The 21,853-nt window shown below is 33.1% G+C and carries 23 protein-coding genes; 5 read left to right on the top strand and 18 right to left on the bottom strand.

Annotated features, from left to right (window positions below; translation table 11 throughout):
• Positions 1 to 97 precede the first annotated feature (97 nt).
• From BUE10_RS06725 to ruvC, 4 genes are all read right to left on the bottom strand, one after another.
• On the bottom strand, positions 98 to 880 hold the full coding sequence (locus tag BUE10_RS06725) for a cyclase family protein (protein ID WP_073483540.1): 783 nt from the start codon (positions 878 to 880) through the stop codon (positions 98 to 100).
• Positions 881 to 958: 78 nt separating this feature from the next.
• Positions 959 to 2,092, bottom strand: a complete 1,134-nt coding sequence (hemW, locus tag BUE10_RS06720; protein ID WP_073483538.1) for a radical SAM family heme chaperone HemW — start codon at positions 2,090 to 2,092, stop codon at positions 959 to 961.
• Between the two features lie 84 nt (positions 2,093 to 2,176).
• A complete protein-coding gene (locus BUE10_RS06715) occupies positions 2,177 to 2,548 on the bottom strand; it encodes a four helix bundle protein (RefSeq protein ID WP_073483536.1) in 372 nt (123 codons plus the stop codon).
• Between the two features lie 130 nt (positions 2,549 to 2,678).
• Complete coding sequence (ruvC, locus tag BUE10_RS06710) at positions 2,679 to 3,233, bottom strand: crossover junction endodeoxyribonuclease RuvC (RefSeq protein ID WP_053469969.1); 555 nt, start codon at positions 3,231 to 3,233, stop codon at positions 2,679 to 2,681.
• A 139-nt stretch (positions 3,234 to 3,372) separates the two neighbouring features.
• Between ruvC and BUE10_RS06705 the strand changes: the two genes are divergently transcribed.
• Positions 3,373 to 4,317, top strand: coding sequence for a lysylphosphatidylglycerol synthase transmembrane domain-containing protein (locus BUE10_RS06705; RefSeq protein ID WP_073483534.1), 945 nt, complete (start codon positions 3,373 to 3,375; stop codon positions 4,315 to 4,317).
• The gene (locus BUE10_RS06700; protein ID WP_073483531.1) at positions 4,314 to 5,417 is read left to right on the top strand and encodes a glycosyltransferase family 2 protein; all 1,104 of its coding nucleotides are present in this window, start codon (positions 4,314 to 4,316) and stop codon (positions 5,415 to 5,417) included. Before BUE10_RS06705 ends, BUE10_RS06700 begins: the two co-directional genes overlap by 4 nt.
• A gap of 127 nt (positions 5,418 to 5,544) precedes the next feature.
• Here BUE10_RS06700 and BUE10_RS06695 read toward each other — a convergent pair whose 3' ends face one another.
• Complete coding sequence (locus BUE10_RS06695) at positions 5,545 to 6,027, bottom strand: hypothetical protein (protein ID WP_073483529.1); 483 nt, start codon at positions 6,025 to 6,027, stop codon at positions 5,545 to 5,547.
• Between the two features lie 48 nt (positions 6,028 to 6,075).
• Entirely contained in the window at positions 6,076 to 6,456 is a 381-nt protein-coding gene (locus BUE10_RS06690; protein WP_073483527.1) for a hypothetical protein, read from the bottom strand.
• Between the two features lie 45 nt (positions 6,457 to 6,501).
• Between BUE10_RS06690 and BUE10_RS06685 the strand changes: the two genes are divergently transcribed.
• Together BUE10_RS06685 and BUE10_RS06680 are read left to right on the top strand one after the other, a co-directional pair.
• Complete coding sequence (locus tag BUE10_RS06685) at positions 6,502 to 7,002, top strand: DUF456 domain-containing protein (RefSeq protein ID WP_073483525.1); 501 nt, start codon at positions 6,502 to 6,504, stop codon at positions 7,000 to 7,002.
• Positions 7,003 to 7,285: 283 nt separating this feature from the next.
• Positions 7,286 to 7,888, top strand: coding sequence for a DUF937 domain-containing protein (locus BUE10_RS06680; protein ID WP_073483524.1), 603 nt, complete (start codon positions 7,286 to 7,288; stop codon positions 7,886 to 7,888).
• A 73-nt stretch (positions 7,889 to 7,961) separates the two neighbouring features.
• On the opposite strand, the gene BUE10_RS06675 is transcribed toward BUE10_RS06680, so the two are convergent.
• The 6 genes from BUE10_RS06675 to BUE10_RS06645 form a co-directional block, all read right to left on the bottom strand.
• Positions 7,962 to 8,870: a pseudouridine synthase gene (locus BUE10_RS06675; RefSeq protein ID WP_056207529.1), complete on the bottom strand. Its 909-nt coding sequence runs from the start codon at positions 8,868 to 8,870 to the stop codon at positions 7,962 to 7,964.
• A gap of 342 nt (positions 8,871 to 9,212) precedes the next feature.
• A complete protein-coding gene (locus BUE10_RS06670; protein ID WP_073483522.1) occupies positions 9,213 to 10,169 on the bottom strand; it encodes a geranylgeranylglycerol-phosphate geranylgeranyltransferase in 957 nt (318 codons plus the stop codon).
• A 61-nt stretch (positions 10,170 to 10,230) separates the two neighbouring features.
• Positions 10,231 to 10,821 carry a DUF502 domain-containing protein gene (locus BUE10_RS06665; protein WP_073483520.1) on the bottom strand — a complete coding sequence of 197 codons (591 nt, stop codon included), beginning with the start codon at positions 10,819 to 10,821 and terminating at the stop codon, positions 10,231 to 10,233.
• Between the two features lie 64 nt (positions 10,822 to 10,885).
• A complete protein-coding gene (locus BUE10_RS06660; RefSeq protein ID WP_073483518.1) occupies positions 10,886 to 11,824 on the bottom strand; it encodes a mevalonate kinase family protein in 939 nt (312 codons plus the stop codon).
• 307 nt (positions 11,825 to 12,131) lie between these two features.
• A complete protein-coding gene (locus tag BUE10_RS06650; protein ID WP_073483516.1) occupies positions 12,132 to 12,350 on the bottom strand; it encodes a hypothetical protein in 219 nt (72 codons plus the stop codon).
• A gap of 30 nt (positions 12,351 to 12,380) precedes the next feature.
• Positions 12,381 to 13,484 carry a diphosphomevalonate decarboxylase gene (locus BUE10_RS06645; RefSeq protein WP_073483514.1) on the bottom strand — a complete coding sequence of 368 codons (1,104 nt, stop codon included), beginning with the start codon at positions 13,482 to 13,484 and terminating at the stop codon, positions 12,381 to 12,383.
• Positions 13,485 to 13,647: 163 nt separating this feature from the next.
• Between BUE10_RS06645 and BUE10_RS06640 the strand changes: the two genes are divergently transcribed.
• Entirely contained in the window at positions 13,648 to 14,124 is a 477-nt protein-coding gene (locus BUE10_RS06640; protein ID WP_073483512.1) for a TspO/MBR family protein, read from the top strand.
• A gap of 17 nt (positions 14,125 to 14,141) precedes the next feature.
• Here BUE10_RS06640 and BUE10_RS06635 read toward each other — a convergent pair whose 3' ends face one another.
• From BUE10_RS06635 to BUE10_RS06610, 6 genes are all read right to left on the bottom strand, one after another.
• Entirely contained in the window at positions 14,142 to 14,852 is a 711-nt protein-coding gene (locus tag BUE10_RS06635; RefSeq protein WP_073483510.1) for a hypothetical protein, read from the bottom strand.
• Between the two features lie 140 nt (positions 14,853 to 14,992).
• Positions 14,993 to 15,640, bottom strand: a complete 648-nt coding sequence (locus tag BUE10_RS06630; protein ID WP_073483508.1) for an HAD family hydrolase — start codon at positions 15,638 to 15,640, stop codon at positions 14,993 to 14,995.
• Between the two features lie 4 nt (positions 15,641 to 15,644).
• Positions 15,645 to 16,853: a BaiN/RdsA family NAD(P)/FAD-dependent oxidoreductase gene (locus BUE10_RS06625; protein WP_073483506.1), complete on the bottom strand. Its 1,209-nt coding sequence runs from the start codon at positions 16,851 to 16,853 to the stop codon at positions 15,645 to 15,647.
• Positions 16,854 to 17,062: 209 nt separating this feature from the next.
• Complete coding sequence (locus BUE10_RS06620; protein ID WP_073483505.1) at positions 17,063 to 17,740, bottom strand: glycerophosphodiester phosphodiesterase; 678 nt, start codon at positions 17,738 to 17,740, stop codon at positions 17,063 to 17,065.
• A 233-nt stretch (positions 17,741 to 17,973) separates the two neighbouring features.
• Entirely contained in the window at positions 17,974 to 19,641 is a 1,668-nt protein-coding gene (locus BUE10_RS06615; protein ID WP_073483503.1) for an alpha-amylase family glycosyl hydrolase, read from the bottom strand.
• A 175-nt stretch (positions 19,642 to 19,816) separates the two neighbouring features.
• A complete protein-coding gene (locus tag BUE10_RS06610) occupies positions 19,817 to 21,679 on the bottom strand; it encodes a glycoside hydrolase family 13 protein (protein WP_073483501.1) in 1,863 nt (620 codons plus the stop codon).
• Positions 21,680 to 21,853: the final 174 nt, after the last annotated feature.

Raw genomic sequence — 21,853 nt, 5'->3', positions numbered from 1 at the left:
AAAAAGATTTACACAGATTTAATCATTTTTAATCCTTTAATCTGTGGCAAAAAAAGCAGGATTAATTCGTGAAAATTTGTGAAATTCGTGGCAACCTTTAAATTTTATATAGTATTGGTTTGCTCGGGCTTGCGTCATTATCAAACGAAGCGATTTGAAGATTTAGTATATAATCTCCATCTTCAATTTCATCTGGAACATAAATCATTTCGGTAATTGTTGCATTTAATCGTGCATCAGCATTTAGATTGTGCGTGTCTTTTACATTCCAAAACGCTTTATGTGCTAATAATTTACCTTCGTCATGTTCTTTATCAACACTTGGTAAATCGATTAGTAAATGCTGAATTTCGCTTTCGCGGATGAAAACCGCAGCTTCTTCAGACAAATAAGGCGGATTTGTGTTCGAATATTTTCTTGATTTTTTATCTTTTTGATTTGGAAGCGTTCTGATAATTAAAGCCTCGTTTGTCACGCTGAGCGAAGTCGAAGCGCTTTGAGGTGTCACATTGAGCGAAGTCGAAATGCTTTCTTTCGTAATAATATAATCATCTCCAATTTTCTCTGGCTCAACCGTAATCAATTTAGCAAAAAAGAAAAACTGTTTAAGGGATTGATTAATACTATAAAAATCATTTGTAATATGTCCCAAACACTCAGTGTGCGTTCCATGCCCATGCGGATTAAAGAATATATTATTGAAATTTGTTGATGATTTTCCTTCAGAAACTTTACCAATCCAATCGCCAAAAACTACTGGTTCAATAACTGGTTTTTCGATGTACCAGGCAATTGGGTTTTCGTCTGTATTAGTTAATGGAATAGAGATATCAATAGGTTTTGATAAGTCGATTTCGAAGTTGTTGATTTTAGCTAGCACAAATTTGAGTTTTATGCCGCAAAGACGCTAAGTCACAAAGTTTAATTAATTTGCGTCTTTGTGCCTTCGAGGCTAATTTTATTCTTCCAAATTTAAATAAAACAGATCACTTGCAATTCCATCTGTTAAAAATTTTCCTTTTGGAGTTGGTTTTAGAATGTTATTTTCGATTGAAAGCAAATCGTCGTTTAAGAATTTTTGAGATTGTTTTTTCAGATAATTCAAATATTCCAAACCAAATTCATTTTCAATTCTTTCTAAAGAAACGCCCCAAATCGTTCGTAATCCTGTCATAATATATTCATTATAACGATCTGAAACAGTCAAAATTTCCGTTTCAATTGGGAGTTCATCGTTTTGAATTGATTTTAAATACAATGAATTATTAGCAATATTCCATCCTCTTTTTTCACCATCATAACTATGAGCTGAAGGTCCGATTCCGATATATTTTTTTCCCAGCCAATAAGCCGAATTGTTTTTGGAGAAATAATTTTCTTTCCCAAAATTGGATAATTCGTAATGAATAAAACCATTTTTTTGAAGCGTTTCAACCAAAATCATAAAATGATTCGAAGCCGCTTCGTCTTGAGGTTCAGCAATTTTTCCGGTTTGAATTAATTTGCTCAAAGCCGTTTTTGGTTCAACCGTTAAAGCATAACTAGAAATATGCGGAATACCAAAACTCAAAGCCGTTTCGATATTTTGTTTCCACATTTCATCGCTCATTCCCGGAATTCCGTAAATCAAGTCAAGCGAAATATTATCAAAATACTTTGTCGCTTCTTCCAAGCATTTTTTGGCTTCCGCCGAATTATGAGCGCGATTCATCATCTTCAAATCTTCTTCATAAAAAGACTGAATTCCAATACTTAATCTATTTATTGGACTTTTAGATAATTCTAAAATTCGTTCGGCAGATAGATCATCAGGATTTGCTTCCAATGTAATTTCCGGATTTTCTGAAACGGTATAATTTTTATAAACCTCTGAAATTAAAAAGTTGATTTCGTCATTTGATAATACAGAAGGTGTTCCGCCTCCAAAATAAATGGTTTCTATTTCGTTGTCACTTTCATTTTTGCGCATAGCAATTTCTTTGGCTAAAGCCAAAACCATTTCGTCTTTCTTTTTCATCGAAGTCGAAAAATGAAAGTCGCAATAATGGCAAGCCTGCTTGCAAAATGGAATATGGATGTAGATACCGCTCATTTTTTAGTGTTCAGTGTTCAGGTTTTTAGTGTACAGATTTTAGTATTCAGTGTTCAGGGCTAGTAATTAGTTTTCAAATACTGATCACTCTTTTCTGACTCCAAACTTTTCTGGGTTTAAAAGCATATAATTTAATAATTTACCTATTTCAATACTTTCGGATAAAAGTTCATTATAGGATTCGTTTGAAATATATTTACAAGCTAGAGCAAATTCAAGCCAAACTTGTGTTTCAGAATTTTCGCCATCAGAGTCAGTTAATTTACTGTAAAAATGTTTTGGGTAAATGCGTTTTCTGTAAGCTTCGGCAATAGTAACTGGAACACTTCTAGATGAACGTCTAATTTGATCTGTTAATGAATAAGTTTCCTCTTTTGGAAATTGCTTTGTAATATTAAATATCTTCATTGCTAAAGAAAAAGACTTTTTGTAAGCTATTAAATCTTGAAATCTCATTATGTTTTTTACTCAAAACGAAATTTATGTAAGAAAATTACGTAAAACATTCTTTATACTTAATAACTGAATACTAAAAACCTGTACACTGAATACCAAATCTGACCACTAAAAAACTGACTACTGATCACTATTTTCTAATCTTATCCTCATTTTGCTTTACAAAAGCATCCCAGCCAGTATAACTTTTTCCAGCCACAATTTTTCCTGAATTAAAGAAATGACAAACCGCAGCCGCCAAACCATCTGTTGAATCGAGGTTTTTGGGTAATTCTTTTAAGCCTAAAAGTTGCTGCAGCATTTTTGCAACCTGCTCTTTACTCGCATTTCCGTTGCCGGTAATTGCCATTTTTATTTTTTTTGGTTCGTATTCCGTAATTGGAATATCTCTTGAAAGTCCTGCGGCCATTGCAACGCCTTGTGCGCGGCCCAACTTCAACATCGATTGTACGTTTTTCCCAAAGAAAGGCGCTTCAATCGCAATTTCATCGGGATGATGCGTTTCAATTAATTCGATGGTTCTTTCAAAAATGATTTTCAGTTTTTGGTAATGATTATCGTATTTGGATAATTGCAATTCGTTTAACTGCAAAAATTCCATTTTTTTGTTGATGACCCTGATCAATCCAAAACCCATAATTGTGGTTCCGGGGTCAATACCTAATATGATGCGTTCTTTTGTCATTCTTTGTTGGGTTACACAAAGTCTCGCCAAGTTATCACAGAGATTCACAAAGATTTTGTTGTCTCCGTGTTTCTTTGTGATTTCTTCGTGAATCTTTGTGAAATAGCATTTTCGCAATACTTTTGCTTACTTTTGCGGCATGATTTCAATTCCTCACAAAGCTAAGCAATTCCTTGTTCTTCTAGTCAAACTTTTGATTGTAGGCGGCGCATTTTATTTTATTTACGATCAGCTCGCAAATAACGATAAACTCGACTGGCAGAAGTTTATTACTTTGTTTAAAAAAAATCAATCCGTTTTAGGTATTTCATTCATATTGCTTTTGAGTGTTTTGAATCGTTATTTTGAGATTTTAAAATGGCAGAATCTTGCCAAAGTAATTCATGAAATTTCAGGTTATGAAGCCACAAAGCAGGTTTTAGCTGCGTTAACCGCCGGAATTTTTACACCAAACGGAGTAGGAGAGTACGCCGGAAAAGCATTGTATTATCCAAAAAGTGAAGCAAAAAAAGTAGTTTTTCTGAACTTAATCTGCAACGGAATCCAGATGATTTTGACCGTTATTTTCGGAATATTTGGATTGATGTATTTCAATGCACAATACAATGTTATTACATCAAAAACGGTTGCCATTTTGTTTGGAGGATTTATTGTGATTTTGATTGTTTTGTTTTCTCTGAAAAAAATCAAGATCAAAGGTTATTCAATTGAAAAATTGATTCATAAAATCAATGAAATTCCGAAACCTATTCATCAAAAAAATATTCTTTTAGGGGTTTTACGATATTTAGTTTTCTCGCATCAATATTATTTTTTGTTTTTAGCTTTTGATGTCGATTTGCCTTATTTAACTTTAATGGCAGCAGTTACATCGGTATATTTTTTAGCTTCATCTTTGCCAACATTTCAGTTTTTAGACTTTGCAGTAAAAGGAAGCGTGGCCATTTATTTCTTCGGAATTCTGGGCGTAAACGAATGGATAGTAGTTTTTATAAGCACATTAATGTGGTTTTTAAACGTTGTTTTGCCAGTAGTTTTAGGAAGTTATTTTGTGCTGAATTTTAAAACTAAAAGCGCAGAATGATTTTCGGGTTATTCGAAATATTGACCATTTATATAATAAGTATCGGTTCGCTTATTCAAGGTTTTTTTAAAGTGAAAAACTATCAAAATAAAGGTTTAAGTCCAAAGACGAGTTTTACAATTATAGTTCCGTTTCGAAACGAAGCCGAGAATCTTCCTATTCTCTTAAATAGCTTCTCAAACTTAAATTATCCAACAGATTTATTTGAAGTAATTTTAGTTGATGATAGTTCTAAAGAGAAATTTCAAGTTTCAGGTTTCAGGTTTCAGGTTTCAGTAATTGACAATATTCGGGTATCAAATTCTCCAAAAAAAGATGCCATTACAACAGCGATGCAGCACGTAAAAACCAATTGGGTAATTACAACAGATGCCGATTGTATTGTTCCGGAAAACTGGCTTTTGACTTTTGATAATTATATTCAGGAAAATAAAGTTTTAATGCTTGCTGGTGCTGTTTCGTATGAATGTGAAAATTCATTTCTGCATCATTTTCAACAATTAGATTTAACCAGTTTACAAGGCGCAACAATTGGCAGTTTTGGTTTAGGAAAAGGTTTTATGTGCAACGGAGCAAATTTTGCCTACACAAAAACATTGTTTGAAAACTTAAATGGTTTTGATGGAAATGATAAGATTGCCAGCGGGGATGATGTTTTTTTACTGCAAAAAGCCATTGAAAAATTCCCAAATGAAGTTCATTATTTAAAATCTGAAGAAGCAATTGTAATAACAAAACCAACCGAAACTTGGAAATCTTTATTCTACCAAAGAGTTCGCTGGGCGGCAAAAACAAGTTCATACAAAAGCACATTTGGAAAGTTTTTAGGAATAATTGTTTTCTTCGAAAATTTGAGTTTTGTAATAGGTTTTCTTTTACTCCTTTTCGGGGTTTTTCCTTATCCGTTCTTTGTGTTATTTGCTTTTTTAAAGTTCACAACCGACTTTATTCTGCTCTATAAAACCAATAAATTTTTGACCAAAACCAGAATCAAAAGCCTTTTAATAAGTAGTTTGCTTTATCCTTTTTTTAGCTCAATTGTAGCTTTATACAGTTTATTTGGTTCTTACGAATGGAAAGACCGACGCTTTGTAAAATAGGTTAAACCATATAAGTTATATAAGAGATTAAAGTTAAAAACAAATACAAGTATGTTTTTGTTTTTTAAGTAAAATTCTACACCAAGTTTTAAATGAACTTAAATCACTTATATGGTGAAAAAAAAAGCTATTCTTTTGCCTTAATAATTACAGGCAGAGTAAACTGTGTTTTTACCGGAAGACCGCGTTTTATAGCCGGATTTACTTTAGGGAAATCAACTAAACGCGCATGCAGGATACTGTCAATTCTAATAGTGTCGTAAGCAACAGAATCTTTTTGAAATTCAGGCTCGAATTTCATTTTTGAGTTAGGAAAAACAGTCACTTTTACTTGTATAGTATCAAGATCAGGATATAGAATCGATAAACTATCAACCTTTAGTTTTTCCTGAATAAGCTGAGACATCACATCAAAAAAACACTTTTGACGCAGCTTTTTATCGTTGATTGTTTCACATTCAGCAACTGTTGGGTATTCGTCAACCTCTTTCCAATTTATAGATTTTAATTCCTTTTGCAGTAATTCTTTTTCAGAAGGAACCTTCTTCTCAAAATATTGACAAGAACTGAAAAATAGTAAAATAATAAAAATAGAAAAAAACTGCTTCAAGGCTTTGATGTTGAATTGGATAAATTGAACTGAAGTATAAAAATACGATTATTTTTTTTGAGAACCTTTGTATTCTAAATAATCTTCATACCTTTCTGAAAGCCAATGTTCTTTGTTTTGCGCAGCAACTTCCTTTTGGTCAGGATATAATTTTGCGAGACGGTCAGAAAAGGCTGCAATTTGAACCGTATAATTGTAAAATTCGGTTTTGGTTAAAAGAACATCCGGATCATTTTTTCGGGTAAAAAATTCAAAGAAAAGAGTATCAAATTCTTTCATAGAAAAGTTTAAGATCTTCTTCTTGTTGCTTTTATAAATACTGTCTTGCAGTAATTGATCGTCGATGGAAAGTTTTTTGGTTTGCGCGTATGTTGTATTGATTGAAAAAATCAAAGACAACAATAGAATAAATTGCAAATAAGGGCGCATTTTTAATTTTTATAAAAGTTTGTAAGGGCAAAATTACAAAAATATATGGATTTACTATTATTTACGTTAGGTTTTGTATGTATGATTGTGGGTATTTTAGGCAGTTTTTTACCTGTTTTACCCGGTCTTTCAAGCTGCTGGGTAGGCTTACTGCTGTTATATTTAACAAAAGCAGTCGAAAATAATTACTGGCTTTTAGGAATCACACTTGTACTCACTATAATCATTACAGTTTTAGATTATATAATTCCGGCGAAAGGCACCAAAAAATTTGGCGGAAGTTCCTACGGCGTATGGGGAACAAATATTGGGTTAATTGTTGGGATTCTTGCTCCAATACCTTTTGGGGTTATAATTGGGCCATTTGTTGGGGCGTTAGCTGGTGAATTAATTTACGACTCAACAAATCATAAACGTGCCATTAAAGCCGCAACAGGATCTCTTCTTGGTTTTCTCGCGTCGAGTTTTATAAATTTCTTATTCTGCATTATATACTTCGGAATTTTTCTACATACAACATGGGAATATCGAAACATATTGTTTTAATTATATAACAAATAGTTAGCTTTTTTCTTATTTTTTATTTTTTTTAAGAAAAATTTGAAATTTTTTAAGAAAATATTTCAGTTTGCTTTGATTACGAAAAGGTTATATTTACTGGTATTCAGCGTTTTTTCTGTTAAAGACCTAACAATCTAACGTGTAAATTCTCCACTTATTTTTTGGATATGTTAAAATATTTTATATTTTTATCCTGATAAACGATAAAAAGCCCCACTTTATCGATTATTTTGAATGAGTATAAATTATTATTTAATAAGTTATGAGTATGACCCCAAACCTACAAATTGAGCTTAGACGTTTTATTTCTTCTAACGTTGTTTCAAAACTAAACAAATTTTATTTTGAAAATGATGCACTCCTGATAAAGGGAATTGATGTTTCGATTGGTACAGTTTTAATGGGTCTCTACAATAAGGCTGAAGAATCAGGATTTTACAAAGAAATGGTTTCTTTAATTGAAGATAATTCCGGATTTTACCAGGAAGTCGATTTTACTTCAGGCAGAATTTTATCAGTCGACGACTGTTATCGTTTAGAAGGAAATGCACTCTTAAAAGAAATCTTCAACAATAAAAAAGGCAGAATTTCTGAAATGATTTCAAACGAAGTCGGCATCAAAAGTGAAACTGCCCGCGAAATACTTAACTTCTCTGCGCTACTTGTAGTCTCTTATCTTAAAAATAATATCCAATTACTTGACAGTTTAAAATTACTGTTAGAAGAACAAAAAAGAGACATCTTAAACAGCATTCAGCCAGGAATCAAAATCATCTTAGGATTTTCATGTTACGAGACTGTTGAAGATAAAAATCAAAACATCGGAAGATCAATCTTTACACTTTTCGGACATAACTTTTTTAGTTTCTGAATAAAAAAAATCCCATTTTACAAAGTAAAACAGGATTCAAATGTATTTGATGTTTAATTTGAAAGTTTAGTCTCTACGAATTTTTCAAATTAATAACTTCTTGATCTGTCAAAAAGCGCCAGTTTCCTCTAGGAAGGTTCTTCTTAGTTAAGCCAGCAAAAGCAACGCGGTCAATACGTAAAACATCATAGTTGAAGTGTTCAAAAATAGCACGAACCACTTTTACATTAGATGATTTTAGTTTAAGGCCAACTTCACTTTTTGCTTCTTTTTCAATATAGCTGACTTCTTCAACAAACACACGATGTCCATCAAGAACTAAGCCTTTGCTGATTTTTTCTAAATCCTCAAATTTCAAGTTCTTATCTAAAGAAACCTGATAAATTTTAGACGATTTCTGATTCGGTAACGTAAACTTACGAATCATATCAGTATCGTTAGTAAACAATAACAAACCAGTTGTATTTTTGTCCATTCTTCCCACTGCTGCAATTTTTGCATTGGTAGAACCGCGTACTAGTTCCAGAACGTTACGATATTCCTGACCTTCGTCAAGTGCAGTTGTAAAGTTTTTAGGCTTGTTTAGTAAGATATATTCTTTCTTTTCAGGAGTTAAAACAACGCCGTCAAAGTTTACAACATCATTCAATTTAACTAAATAACCCATTTCAGTAACCGGAACGCCATTTACTTTCACGTTTCCAGACTGAATATATATATCAGCATCACGACGAGAACAAACCCCAGAATTTGAGATATATTTGTTCAAACGAATTTCGTCAGAAGCCTTTTGTCTCTTTGCCGGCTGATTTTGTTTTCTAATTTTTTCAGCTGCTGCTTCCTGCGCTGCCTTAACTTCAGGTTTCACTTTTTTAGGCCCTTGCGCACGCTTAGCCATAGGAGGTTTTGGCTTGCTTGAGTTTGATCTTGAGCTATTTGGTCTCGATCCGCCTCTTTTATTATTGCCTTCCTTATTGTTCATAAATTCTGTAATTTGTGCAAAGATAGTTTTTTCCTGCTAATAAATCTTAAGTTCAATGTTCTTAGATTGATAGCTTTCAATTTTAAGATAATCTGAAGCATCACAATTGGCTTTTTTTAAACATGGTTTCCCGCTTTTCGTTACAATCTTTTATGGCGAACCCCGCCATAAAAGGATTTCCACTTCAATCGGGGCTAAAATTTAAACAATCGGCTTTTTTTAAACATTTAGTTATTTCACAAAGCTTCTCAAAGTCAAGCGCAGAGATTCACAAAGAGAAAATATACATGAAATAAAATAACCAGCGAAAACCCGTTGAACCCGTAAAATCAGCGGCCCAATCTAAAATCTAGAAATCAATTGACGACCATGCCACAAAACACTCGGATTAATCAAAACAATGCAAAAAACTCCCGAAACAATCAAAAATTTCAATACATTATGCAGTAACAAAAATTGCTCTTTAGAATTCGATCTCCATAAATAAATTAGAAAGAAAAGCAAAACTAGAAAACACACATAAAAGTAAATATCCATATAACCAACATCATAAATATTCACCAAAATATAAACAGGAATTATCGTTAAAAACGTCAAAACCGTAATAATTTGTTTTGAAACTTTTTCGTTATATGTAATTGGAATAGTATGATAATCATTGGCCAAATCCCCTTTCAAATTCTCCAAATCCTTTATCATTTCCCGAATCAAAAGCAATAAAAACAAAAACATGGCGTGTGCCGAAATTACTGCAAAATGACTTCTGTGATTCTCAATTTCTTCAAAAGAAATGGAATTGTAGAAATACAGTAAAATTGCAAAAAACGGAATTACAGCCATAAATGCGGCAGTCAAATTCCCTACAATTGGATATTTTTTTATTTTATGAGAGTAAAACCAAATCAGGAAAATATAAGCAGAAAAGAATAAAAAAGCGCGCCAGGAAACAATCGAAGCCATTAAAACCGCCAGGAAATTTAAACTGAAATAAACCGTCAATTTTGTTTTCTGACTCACCAATCGATCCAGCATAGATTTGTTAGGACGATTAATTAAATCTTTCTGACTATCGTAAAAATTATTGATAATATAACCTGAAGCAATCGTAATCGCCGAAGCAAATACAATCAAAAATAAATAAAAATCCAGCAAGATATCCAACGCTCTTTTTTCGGGAGCCAAAATAAAAATCGCTGATAAATATTGGGCTAGAACAATAATAGGAATATTGTAGCCGCGTACCACAGAAAACAAACTAACAATTTTCATTACTAAAAGTTTGTGCTGTCTGCTTAACATAAATTATTGTGGTGTTGGATTAGATTAAGGGAAGTTAAAGGATATTTTTGAAACCTGAAATTTAGAGTTTGTTTTTTAACAATTCTTTAGAGCCAAAACCTAATTTTCGAATGCAGGCCAAAGCTTCTTTTTGTGTCATGTCAATTTCTTTAATGTCTTTCTTTTCTACAAAACAAACAGAACCACTCCACGGATTTGGTGCATCCGGAATAAAAACAGTAAAGTTGTTTTCATTTATTTGTTCTATCAAAAAGGCAAATTGCCAGCCGGCATCTGTAGGAACTAAAATTACTTTTAAATCTTGTTTCGATTCAAGTCCCATAATATTTTCATTCATGTTTTTCATAAAAGAATATCCGGGAACAAAACTTAAAATTCCGTTTTCTAATTTATGAATCAGTTTTTTTGCGCCGGCAGTTCTGGCCAGTAAACCCGCTGTAAAACAAATAAGAATTAAGATTATGGTTCCAACAAGTTCCTGAATTGCAATTCCTAAAACGTGTACTCTCGGCAGGAAATTTACAAGTGGAAGTGTGACTTTTTGAATTATGCCATATCCTTTTTCAAGAATAATAAGCAATACAACTAAAGGTGCTAAAAACAGGATTCCTCCTAAAAAAGTTGCTTTAATTATTTTTAAAATGCTTTTCATAATAAATAACTTTTTAGGATGAATACTTATGAAAATCTACTCAAATAATTTCGGCTTTTAAGAATTAAAACTGGTAAACAACTTCTAATTTATAATCTTTTAAAGAGGCTTTTGCACGTTCCAGATCTTCAGTAAAGCCAAGTATATAGCCACCTCCGCCAGAACCACAAAGTTTTAAGTAATAATCGTTTGTGTCAATTCCATTTTGCCAGATTCCGTGAAATTGCTCCGGAATCATTGGTTTAAAATTGTTTAAAACAACTTTTGAAAGCTTTTTAGTGTTGGTAAACAAAGACTTCATGTCGCCATGTAAAAAGTTTTCTACACAAGCGTCAGTATATTTTACGAATTGATTTTTAAGCATAGTACGGAAACCTTTATCTTTTAGGTTTTCCATAAAAATATTAACCATTGGAGCCGTTTCTCCAACAATTCCAGAGTCTAATAAAAATACAGCACCTTTTCCGTCAAAACTCTGAGTCGGAATTCCGGTTGCTTCGATATTATCTTTAGAATTAATTAAAATCGGGATACTCAAATAACTGTTTAAAGGATCTAAACCAGAACTTTTTCCGTGGAAAAAACTCTCCATTTGAGAAAATATATTTTTTAACTGTAACAGTTTTTCACGAGTTAAGTTCTCTAAAACCGTGATTTTGTTAGTTGCATATTTGTCATAAATTGCCGCTACAAGTGCACCGCTGCTTCCAACACCGTATCCTTGCGGAATACTTGAATCAAAATACATTCCGGTTTCGACATCATTTTTAAGAGCTGCTAAATCGAAAGTAACCAATTCCGGTTGCTGTGTCTGCAAGACTTCAAGATAAGCTGCAAAACTTCTTAAGCTTTTGTTTGATGCAATTGCTTCTGCCGAAGGTTCTTCAGATTTCTTCAACGCACCGTTATAAAAATTATAAGGAATAGAAAGTCCTTTAGAGTCGCGGATGATTCCGTATTCTCCAAAGAGTAATATTTTTGAGTAAAATAAAGGTCCTTTCATGATTTATTTTATGTCTTTTTTTATTTTATTTGGGTCTTGTCTGGTGTCAAAAAAAGTAATTATTTCAACTCTTTTCGTATTGAATTTATAATATATCGTTGTTTGTTTTGATAAAATACATTTACGATATTTGTTATTTAATTCCGATTTAGGAAAAATCTCAGGTTCTATTTGTATTAGATAAATTACCTTGTCCAGATTTGATATAAATTTATCCTTTACTTTTTTTGACCATTTAATTTCTAGGTACTCAAATAATTCAAATAAACTTTTTCAGCATTTTTTGAAAAGATTATCGTTCTTTTCATTAACGAAATTTTTTCATCATTTCTTCATATTCAACAAATTCACCACGTTCAATCTGTCTTTCTCCTTCTTTAATTTCTTCTTTTTGTTCATCAGTTAAATCATCCCACCAATCTTTTTTCTTTTGGGTTAACATTTTTTTGACCGCCAAAATGATTGAAAGGTCATTTGTACCTTTCAGAATATCCATCACTTCACGTTTTTCTAATTGAATGCCCATAACCTAAAATTTAACTAAAGATACGGAAAATTATAATGCAATTGCGCCGTCTCCAATTTTGTCGCAAATATACTGACGATTCTGACAAAACACAACTAATTTGTCCTGAATAAATTGTAATACTTTTTCGCTAACGTTTTCGGGATAAAGTACATGCACATTTGCACCGGCATCAAGCGTAAAACAAACTGGAATCTGGGTTTCTTGTCTAAATTTCCAGATTGCATTTATGATTTCCAGCGTGTTTGGTTTCATCAAAATAAAATACGGCATCGATGTCATCATCATGGCGTGCAAAGTCAATGCTTCACTTTCAACAACTTTAATAAATTCATCTAAATTTCCGTTTTCGAAAATGGTAATTAATTTATCCAGATTTTCGTGTGCCTGAGCAAAACGTCTTTCGGCATAAGGATGATTGTGCATTAAATCGTGTCCAACTGTACTTGAAACTTGTTTTTCACCTTTATCAACTAATAAAATAGTGTCTTGATAATTCTTAAAATTCTCATGAATCGTGTACGGAAATTCAACTCCAAATAAATCAGTACTTCCTTCAATATTAGCCTGATTTCCCCAAACAACAACATTTCCTTTTACACTTCGGCAGGCACTTCCTGAACCTAAACGAGCTAAAAACGAAGCTTTTTGGTAAAAGTATTCATCTGTCATTTCCGGATTCAGCAATTTCTCCAAACACATAAAATTCATAGCCAAAGCAGCCATTCCAGAAGCCGAAGATGCAATTCCTGAACTATGCGGAAATGTATTTTGTGTATCAATTGTAAAATGATAGTCTTTTAAAAACGGCAGATAAACTTCAACTCGTTCTAAAAACTTCTGAATTTTTGGTTTGAAATCTTCTTTTGGTTTTCCTTCAAAAAGTAAATCAAAAGAAAAACCATCATTTGTCACATTGAGCGAAGTCGAAATGCTTTTCTTCGAAAACCCTAATTTCGTAATCGTTTTACAATTATTCAAAGTAAAACTTGCCGAAGGATTTGCCGGAATCTGATTGTCTTTTTTCCCCCAATATTTAACTAATGCAATATTGCTGGGAGCGCTCCACTCAAAGTTTCCGTTTTCGATTGTTGAAGTATATGGATTTGGAATAAAATCAGCTGCTGTAAACATGAAATATAAATTTTGGCAAAGATAGTTTTTTCACCATAATAGATAATTTTTTCACCATATAAGTTATGTAAGATATTATAAGCGGGCTTTACTAAAATGAACTCATATAACTTATATGGTTTAAATTTTCTTTTGACTATTTTTGAATACAAAATTTGATAAAATGAACAAGACAGTCAAGATCATAATAGCTTTAATTATTTGTTTAGCAGTAGGATATTCTGCAAGTGTGGTAACAAGACCGAGTGTAGAAAGCTGGTATCCAACAATTGCGAAGCCCATTTTTAATCCGCCGAATTGGATTTTTATGCCGGTTTGGACTACGCTTTATATTTTTATGGCAATTGCAGCTGCACTTGTTTGGGATAAAATAAAAGAACAAACCGAAAAGGTAAAAACGGCACTTCTTTTCTTTTTGATTCAATTAACGCTCAATGCGATTTGGTCTTATTTATTCTTCGGATTAAAAAATCCGCTTTTGGCATTAATTGAAATAATTCTTTTATGGCTGATGATTTACGAAACCTATTTAAAATTCACCAAAATCAATAAAATCTCAGGTTATTTATTGATTCCGTATTTAGCGTGGGTTGCATTTGCGACGGTTTTAAATGCTAGTATTTGGTGGTTGAATAAATAGAGTTTTGTTTCAGGGGTTCAAGGTTTCAATTTCTTAAATTCATCATTTTTGGCATACAAAAAATCCATTGTAGCCAAAACATTCGGATGCTCTAAAAGGGTTTTAGACTTTGGATCGGCATCACAAAATTCAAGGAAAAGTTCTTTTTGATCAGGATTAAGTTTTAAATTTTTAGTAAAAAAGTCCGGAGGACAATATGCCGTGGCATGTTTTTTAAAACGATCGTCTACTTCAAATTTTTCTTTTGGATGTGAGCCTTTTAAAGGAATATTCATTTTTGCAGCATATCTTATTCTGCCATCATTTACGCCAGTGTAACGAGAAAGATCGTTTGCAGTTTTGCGATTGTTTATATCATTTACTTTTTCGGCATCAAACTCTACTTTTTGAAATTTTATTGCTGTAATTACAACTTCATTAAGCTCTTCGGCTTTAATAATCATATTAACCACGAGATTATTATTCTTTAAATTTTCGGATGTAAGTTTCAACCGTGTAAAGAAATAATCTTTAGAAAAGAAAAGTAAACTGTCTTGTTCTTTTGCCAGTATAGAGAATTCTCCCAGCTCATTTGTTCTTGTACTAGTTTTAGATGTTTTATTTATAACTTCAACTTTATTAAGAGGAGCTTTGTTGGAGAGAACTTTTCCGTGAAGTAATTTTTCTGTTTGAGAAATAGAGAGCTGGTATGTGAAAAAAGAAATCGTGGTAAGTAATTTTACTTTCATCTAGTGGTATTTAGTTGAAAGTAAAATTATTAGAATTGTCTTAATGAAAACTTGTCAAATCTGTAAATTCTTGTTAATTTGTTTTGCGTAGTTTTCAGTCTCGGTCACAGTTTTCAGTAGAAGATTGTGACTGAAAACTTTTATAATATCTCGATTAATTCCGAAGCATTATTAATAACCACTTTTGCGCCACTAGATTTCAATTCATCTTCGGTTCTGTAACCCCAAGTAACCCCAACAGGAAACATATTGGCATTTACTGCGGTTTTCATATCAATATCTGAATCGCCTACAAAAAGAATTTCTTCTGGTTTTAAATTCCAGCTTTTGCTTATTTCAACAGCTTCAAACGGATTTGGTTTTTTGAGCGCTTCGGTACTTAAACCAATGGCAGTATCAAAATAATCAGGAAATATTTCTGATGCTATTTTTTTAGTCAGCTCATCGGCTTTATTGGAGAAAACTGCTAATTTGATATTCTGTGAAGTCAAATTATCTAATAATTCTAGAATTCCTTCGTACGGTTTTGTTTTTAGCGTGCAGATTTTTCGATATTCGTTAATCATACATTCAAAACAAATTTCAATTTGATCGTCTGAATTATTTGTTGCAGGAAGTGCTTTACTAACCAAATTTCGTAAACCGCTCCCAATAAAATATTGATAGGTATCGTATGTATGAGTTGGGTAATTTAGACCTTTAAGAACGATGTTCATCGCATCTGAAATATCGTGCAATGAATCTACTAACGTTCCGTCTAAATCAAAAATAATTCCTTTAAATTTCATTCTATTAAATATTATTGGCTAAAATAAACCCGCTTGTCCAGGCATTTTGAAAATTAAAACCTCCTGTAATAGCGTCGACATTTACAATTTCGCCAGCAAAATAAAGGTTTTGGTGTAATTTACTTTCCATGGTTTTGAAGTTGATTTCTTTTAAATCAATTCCTCCTGCGGTAACAAATTCTTCTTTAAAAGTACTTTTTCCGTTGACTTTAAATTCCGCTTTTGTCAGTTGCAGCGTTAAATTCTGTAGCTGAATTTTAGACAAATCTGCCCATTTGGTTTCTGCATCAATTCCCGAAGCCAAAACCAAACTTTCCCATAAACGGTTCGGAAAGTCAAAAGGAGATTTCTTAGAAACTGATTTTTTAGCATGTTCTTGTTTTAAGTCTTTTAGGATTTTTTCGGCATCTTCGGTATCAACATCATTTAACCAATTCACGAAAATCGTAAACTGATAATTTTTATCGTATAAAGTTCGCGCCCCCCAAGCCGAAAGTTTTAAAATCGCCGGACCGCTCATTCCCCAATGTGTGATTAACAAAGGCCCTGTCGATTCTAGTTTGGTGTCTTTTACATTTACGGTAACTTGTGCCGCAACACCTGGTAATTCTTTAATTCTGGAATCTTTAATGTTGAAAGTAAATAGGGAAGGAACGGGGCTCACAATTGCATGCCCGTGTTGTTGAAGCATTTCCCAGATTTTTGGGTTGCTTCCGGTTGCCATTACCAATTTTTCTGTAGCGAAATTGTCATTTTGTGTATCAATTTTCCAGTGATTTTCTTTTTTGAAAATCGACTGAACGCTTTGTCCCGTCAGTACTTTTATGCCTAATTTTTCGGTTGCTTTTAGGAAACAATCAATTATAGTTTGAGAGGAATTAGAAACGGGAAATATTCTACCGTCTTCTTCAATTTTTAATTCTACTCCATGTTTTTCGAACCATTCGATTGTATCTCCAGAACAAAATTGATGAAACGGGCCACGAAGTTCTTTTTCGCCTCGAGGATAAAATTTTACCAACTCATTTGGTTCAAAACATGCGTGTGTAACGTTGCAGCGTCCGCCGCCAGAAACGCGGACTTTAGAAAGGACTTCTTTTCCTCTTTCTAAAATGGCAATTTTTAATTTTGGATTTTTCTCTGCAATATTAATCGCAGTAAAAAAACCTGCAGCGCCTCCGCCAACGATGATTATGTCGAAATTTTTGATCATATTTTTTATTGTTTTGCCACGACCCGAGCGATAGCGAACTGGCGAAGCAATTCACGAATTGGCACTAATTTTTTTATTTGCCACAGATTAAACAGATTAAGAGGATTTTTTCTTTCGTCACGAATTTCACTAATTTCCACGAATTATTTTATGATGCTAAAATTTGTGTCAATTCGTGTAATTCGTGGCAAACAAATTTGTGGCTATATTTATATTTTGTCTGGATTATCAGAGATAATTCCATCAACTTTATAACTTTTTATTTTTTGAATATCTTCTTTAGTATTTACTGTCCAAGGGAAAACTAAGAATCCTTTTTTCTGAATTTGTTGAACATTTTCTTTATTCAATAAATTAAAATCAGGATTAATGGCTTTTGCTTTTATTTTTTCGGCGAAAGCCAGAGCGGTATCAAGATTTTCTTCTGTTAAAACACCAATTGCGATATTTGGATTTAGGTTTGATGTTTCCTCCAGCATATTCCAATCAAAACTTGAAATTATAAAATGATTGTAATTCCAGTTTTTCTCTGAAATATATTCTTCTATAAGAGGTACGACTTTACTGGGAGTTCCTAAACCTTTTAATTCGATATTGATGAGACATTTTTTGTCAATCAAATCAAAAACCTCGTTTAAAGTTGAGATTTGATATTTTCCGTCAATCAGAAACGATTTTAATTCTGCTAAAGTAAAATCATTTACAAAACCTTTTCCGTTAGTGGTTCTGTCTATCGTTTCGTCGTGAATTACGATAATATGTTCGTCAGCGCTAAGATGAACGTCAAGTTCAATTCCATCTGAATTTAGGGCTAAGGCTTTTTGAAAAGCTTGTAAAGTATTTTCAGGTTCGTATGCTTTTGCACCTCTGTGAGCTATTTTTAGCATTTTGCAGTGTTTTTTTCTAACCGCAAAGGTCGCAAAGTTTTACGCAAAGGCCGCAGGATTATAAAAAAAGTTAGCCACAGATTATGAGGATTAAAAAGGATTTTTTCTTTCGCCACGAATTTCACGAATTTGCACAAATTTAAAATGATAAATTAATTCGTGAAAATTCGTGAAATTCGTGGCAAACCAATCTGTGTTAATCTTAATAATCTGTGGCTAAAAAAACTTTGCGATTAAATTAATTCCAGTAAAACAATATCAAATTCACTATCAACAATTACTTTACCGTCAATTACTTCAACATTTTGTTCTGAATAAGTGTCTTTTAATTTAGTTCCGTTTGGGAAGATATCGCCAACAGGAAGTTCTTTTCTGCCTTTTGGTAAATCTACTCCCATAATTACTTTATCTGTAAAAGAGCCTTTGATTAAGGTTCTAGAAAAAGTATAAGGATTGGCATTAATTAATTGGTGAACGCCCGCTCCAACAGCTGGATGGTTTCTTCTAAACTGCCCTAATTTCTGCCAATGCAAAAGTGTTTTTTGAGTTTCAGGATTGTTTTGAATATCATCCCAATTCATATTTGAACGTAAAGTTGCATCGCCATTTGTACCTTCAATTACTAGAGAACGATTAGATTCGTCACCATAATAAACCTGAGACATTCCCGGAGAAAGTAATAATTTAGTTCCCGTCTCAATACCTTTTATTCGGTTAGCATCAAAAGGCTGTCCATCGTCGTGTGAAGACATATAATTTAAAACTGAATATCCTTTTAAGTCATTGTTCAAAGCATTCGAATATTTAGAAAATAAACCTTCATAATCGTTTTGAGCAGCATTCCATTTAAACTCAAAATTGATCATGCTGTTAAAGCCATTTTGGAAATAATTTACTTTTCGATCTCCAAAATCATAATCCTGACCGCCGCTGATTCCGTAACCGTAAACTTCGGCAATCGTATAAAACGGATTTTGATCTAAAACTTCAAGCGGATGATGTTTTTTCCAGGTTTCAAATGCGTAATCACATTGTGTTTTGAAATCGGCCCAAACGCCTTCTTCGGTATGTTTTACGGTATCGGCGCGATAACCGTCAATTCCGAATTCTGTGATATAATCAGTAAGCCATTTTATGATGTAATATTTCGGACTCCTTGGATATCCAGTTCTTTTGAAGAATTCGTCAAGTGAAGCAATTTCTTTTTCATAACGACCTTCTTTTTTCCATTTTTCAACTAAAAAAGGAGGTAGTTCTACATTTTGAGTACTTTCGGTTTTTACGTCTGGAAGATTTTCTACCAAAGTACACATCGTTGTATTTTCAAAAGATTTGTAATCGCAGACTACACCCGTTCTTACCCAGTCAGAAGGCCAAACAGGATCTTCGGGAGTTACGGGTCCGGTATGATTAATTACGCCATCAAGAATTATTCTGATGCCTTTTTCGTGTGCTTTTTTAACCAGTTTTGCTAAGTCTTCTTTGGTTCCGAAGTTTGGATCGAGAGCCGTCCAGTCTTTTGCCCAATAACCGTGAAAGCCATAACTTAATCCGGTTCCTTCGTCAACACCATCATGAATTTGTTCTACAATCGGCGTAAGCCAAATGGCATTTATTCCTAGTTTTTCAAAATATCCGGATTCGATTTTTTTGGTAATTCCGATGATGTCACCGCCTTCAAATCCGCGTAATTTTCCCGGAGTTTTAGTTCGATTGAAATTGATATCGTTTGAAGGATTTCCGTTGTAAAAACGATCTGTAAGTAAAAAATAAACATTTGCTCCTTCCCAAACGAAAGGTGTTTTCGAAGTATTTTCGTTATTCATTGTAACTGATTTTGAGCCAGAACAACTCAATGTTAAGTATACTAAAGATAAAAAAAGGAAAGTGTATTTTTTCATTTATTCTAAATTTAACTAAGATTTATAATAAAAGGTTCCGCCACGAATTTCACAAATTTTCACAAATCTAAATCTGATTATTAATTCGTGGAAATTTGTGAAATTCGTGGCAGAAAAACTTTGCGTAGACGCACTGCTGTGCGCCTCTACATGGATATACTTTGTGTTTGAAAAATTATTCCAATTCTAAAACCAAAGCTGATTTTGGTTCTAAAGTGATTTCAGAAGCTAAATCAAATGTTTTTCCTGTGATAACATCTTTTCCTGATTTAAAGTTTTTGATATTTTCTTTAAAACGATTTGTTTTTACAACCTGCTCTTTTGCATTGTTATTGAAAACTACCATTACAGTTTTTGAATCTGTATATCTGAAATATACATACGTATTATTTTCTGGAATGTAATGTGTCATTTTTCCGAAGTGAACCGCTTCGTTTGATTTTCTCCAGTTGAATAATTTTGAAGTAAAATCAAAGTATTTGGCCTGCTCAGTTGTTCTTCCTGTTGCGGTTAAAGCATTGTTTTTGTCGCCAGCCCATCCACCAGGAAAGTCCTGACGAATATCGGCATCGCCTTTGCCTTTATCGCCACCCATTCCAATTTCTGAACCATAATATAATTGTGGAATTCCACGAACGGTTGCCAACAAAGTCATCGCCAGTTTGTATTTTGGCAAATCATATTTGAACTTATCGTTCATACGGTCTGTATCATGATTTTCGGCGAAGACCAAAATGTTATTGGTGTTTGGATATAAAAAATCCATTGCAAAATTATTGTAGAATTTAATTAACCCGTTGTCCCAGCTTGGGTCATTTTCGTTGAAAGCAGAAGTAATCTGACTTTGAAGTGTAAAATCCATTACACTTGGTAAATTTGAATTGTAGTTTTCAATCGCACCAACTTTACTGTCTTTTTGCCAATAGGCTAAATTCGCCTGATTGTGCATCCAGATTTCACCCACAATATTAAAGTTTGGATATTCATTTGTAATTGATTTTGCCCAATTTGACATTGCAGTCGGGTCAGAATAATTATATGTATCAACTCTGAAACCGTCCAGATTAGCAAATTCTATCCACCAGATTGCATTTTGAGTTAAATATTTTGAAACTAGAGGATTTCTTAGATTCAAATCTGGCATTGAAGGCACGAACCAGCCGTCAACACAAACTTCCTGATCTATTTTAGAAGCGTGAATATCTGTAATTACTTCACGACGGTGATGCGTTTGTGTGAAAGTTTCGAACTGATTGAACCATGTTTTGGTCGGAATATCTTTCATCATCCAGTGAGTAATTCCCCAGTGATTCGTTACATAATCCATAACCAGTTTCATGTTTTTTTTGTGCATTTCTGCCGATAAACGAGCGTAATCATCATTAGTTCCATAACGTGGATCGATTTTGTAAACATCAGATTGTCCGTAAGTATGATACGAATGTTGTTTGTCGTTGTCTTCACATAAAGGAGTACTCCAAATTGTTGTAGCGCCAAGTGATGAAATATAATCTAAGTTTTTGATGATTCCTTCGATATCGCCGCCATGACGTCCGCTTGGATCCTGACGGTTTCCTTTTTCAGTTAAAACAGGATCGCTGTCATTTTTAGGATTTCCGTTAGCAAAACGATCCGGCATGATTAAGTAAATCATATCCGATGCATCGTAACTTTTTCTGTCTGCCGAATTTGCTCTTCTTTCTTTAAGTGAATATTTCTGCGTAAAAGCAACTTTATTTTTGTTTTTGAATGAGAAAACCAACTCAGAAGCTTTTAGGTTTTGCGTATCGATTGTTACGAAAAGATAGTTTGGATTTTCGGTTTTCTCTACATTTTTAATCATCACATTATTCGAAACCGAAGCTTCATATTGTGCAATGTTTTTTCCGTAGAACATAATCTGCAGTTCTGGATTTTTCATTCCTGCATACCAAAATGGCGGTTCTACTTTTTGGATTTGCGCTTTCGCGGAAGCGGAAAACAACAAAACCATTAGGACTAATCTAAAGATATGATGGTTTATTTTTAGGTTGTTCATAGTTTTTGTTTTTATTTTCGATTTCCTGCAAGGTTTTCAAAACCTTGTAGGTGTCAATTGAGTAGAAAGGGAAGTTGTAGAAGACCTACAAGGTTTTGAAAACCTTGCAGGAGATCTCTACGTCAGATTTTAAAAAAAAAGACAAGTAATTTTGGGGAAAATCACTTGTCTTTG

The sequence above is a fragment of the Flavobacterium sp. CF108 genome, assembly GCF_900129795.1.
In the GTDB taxonomy this organism is placed as follows: Bacteria; Bacteroidota; Bacteroidia; order Flavobacteriales; family Flavobacteriaceae; genus Flavobacterium.
Note: the sequence above shows the minus strand (reverse complement) of the source record. Positions and strands in the feature narration are given on the sequence as shown.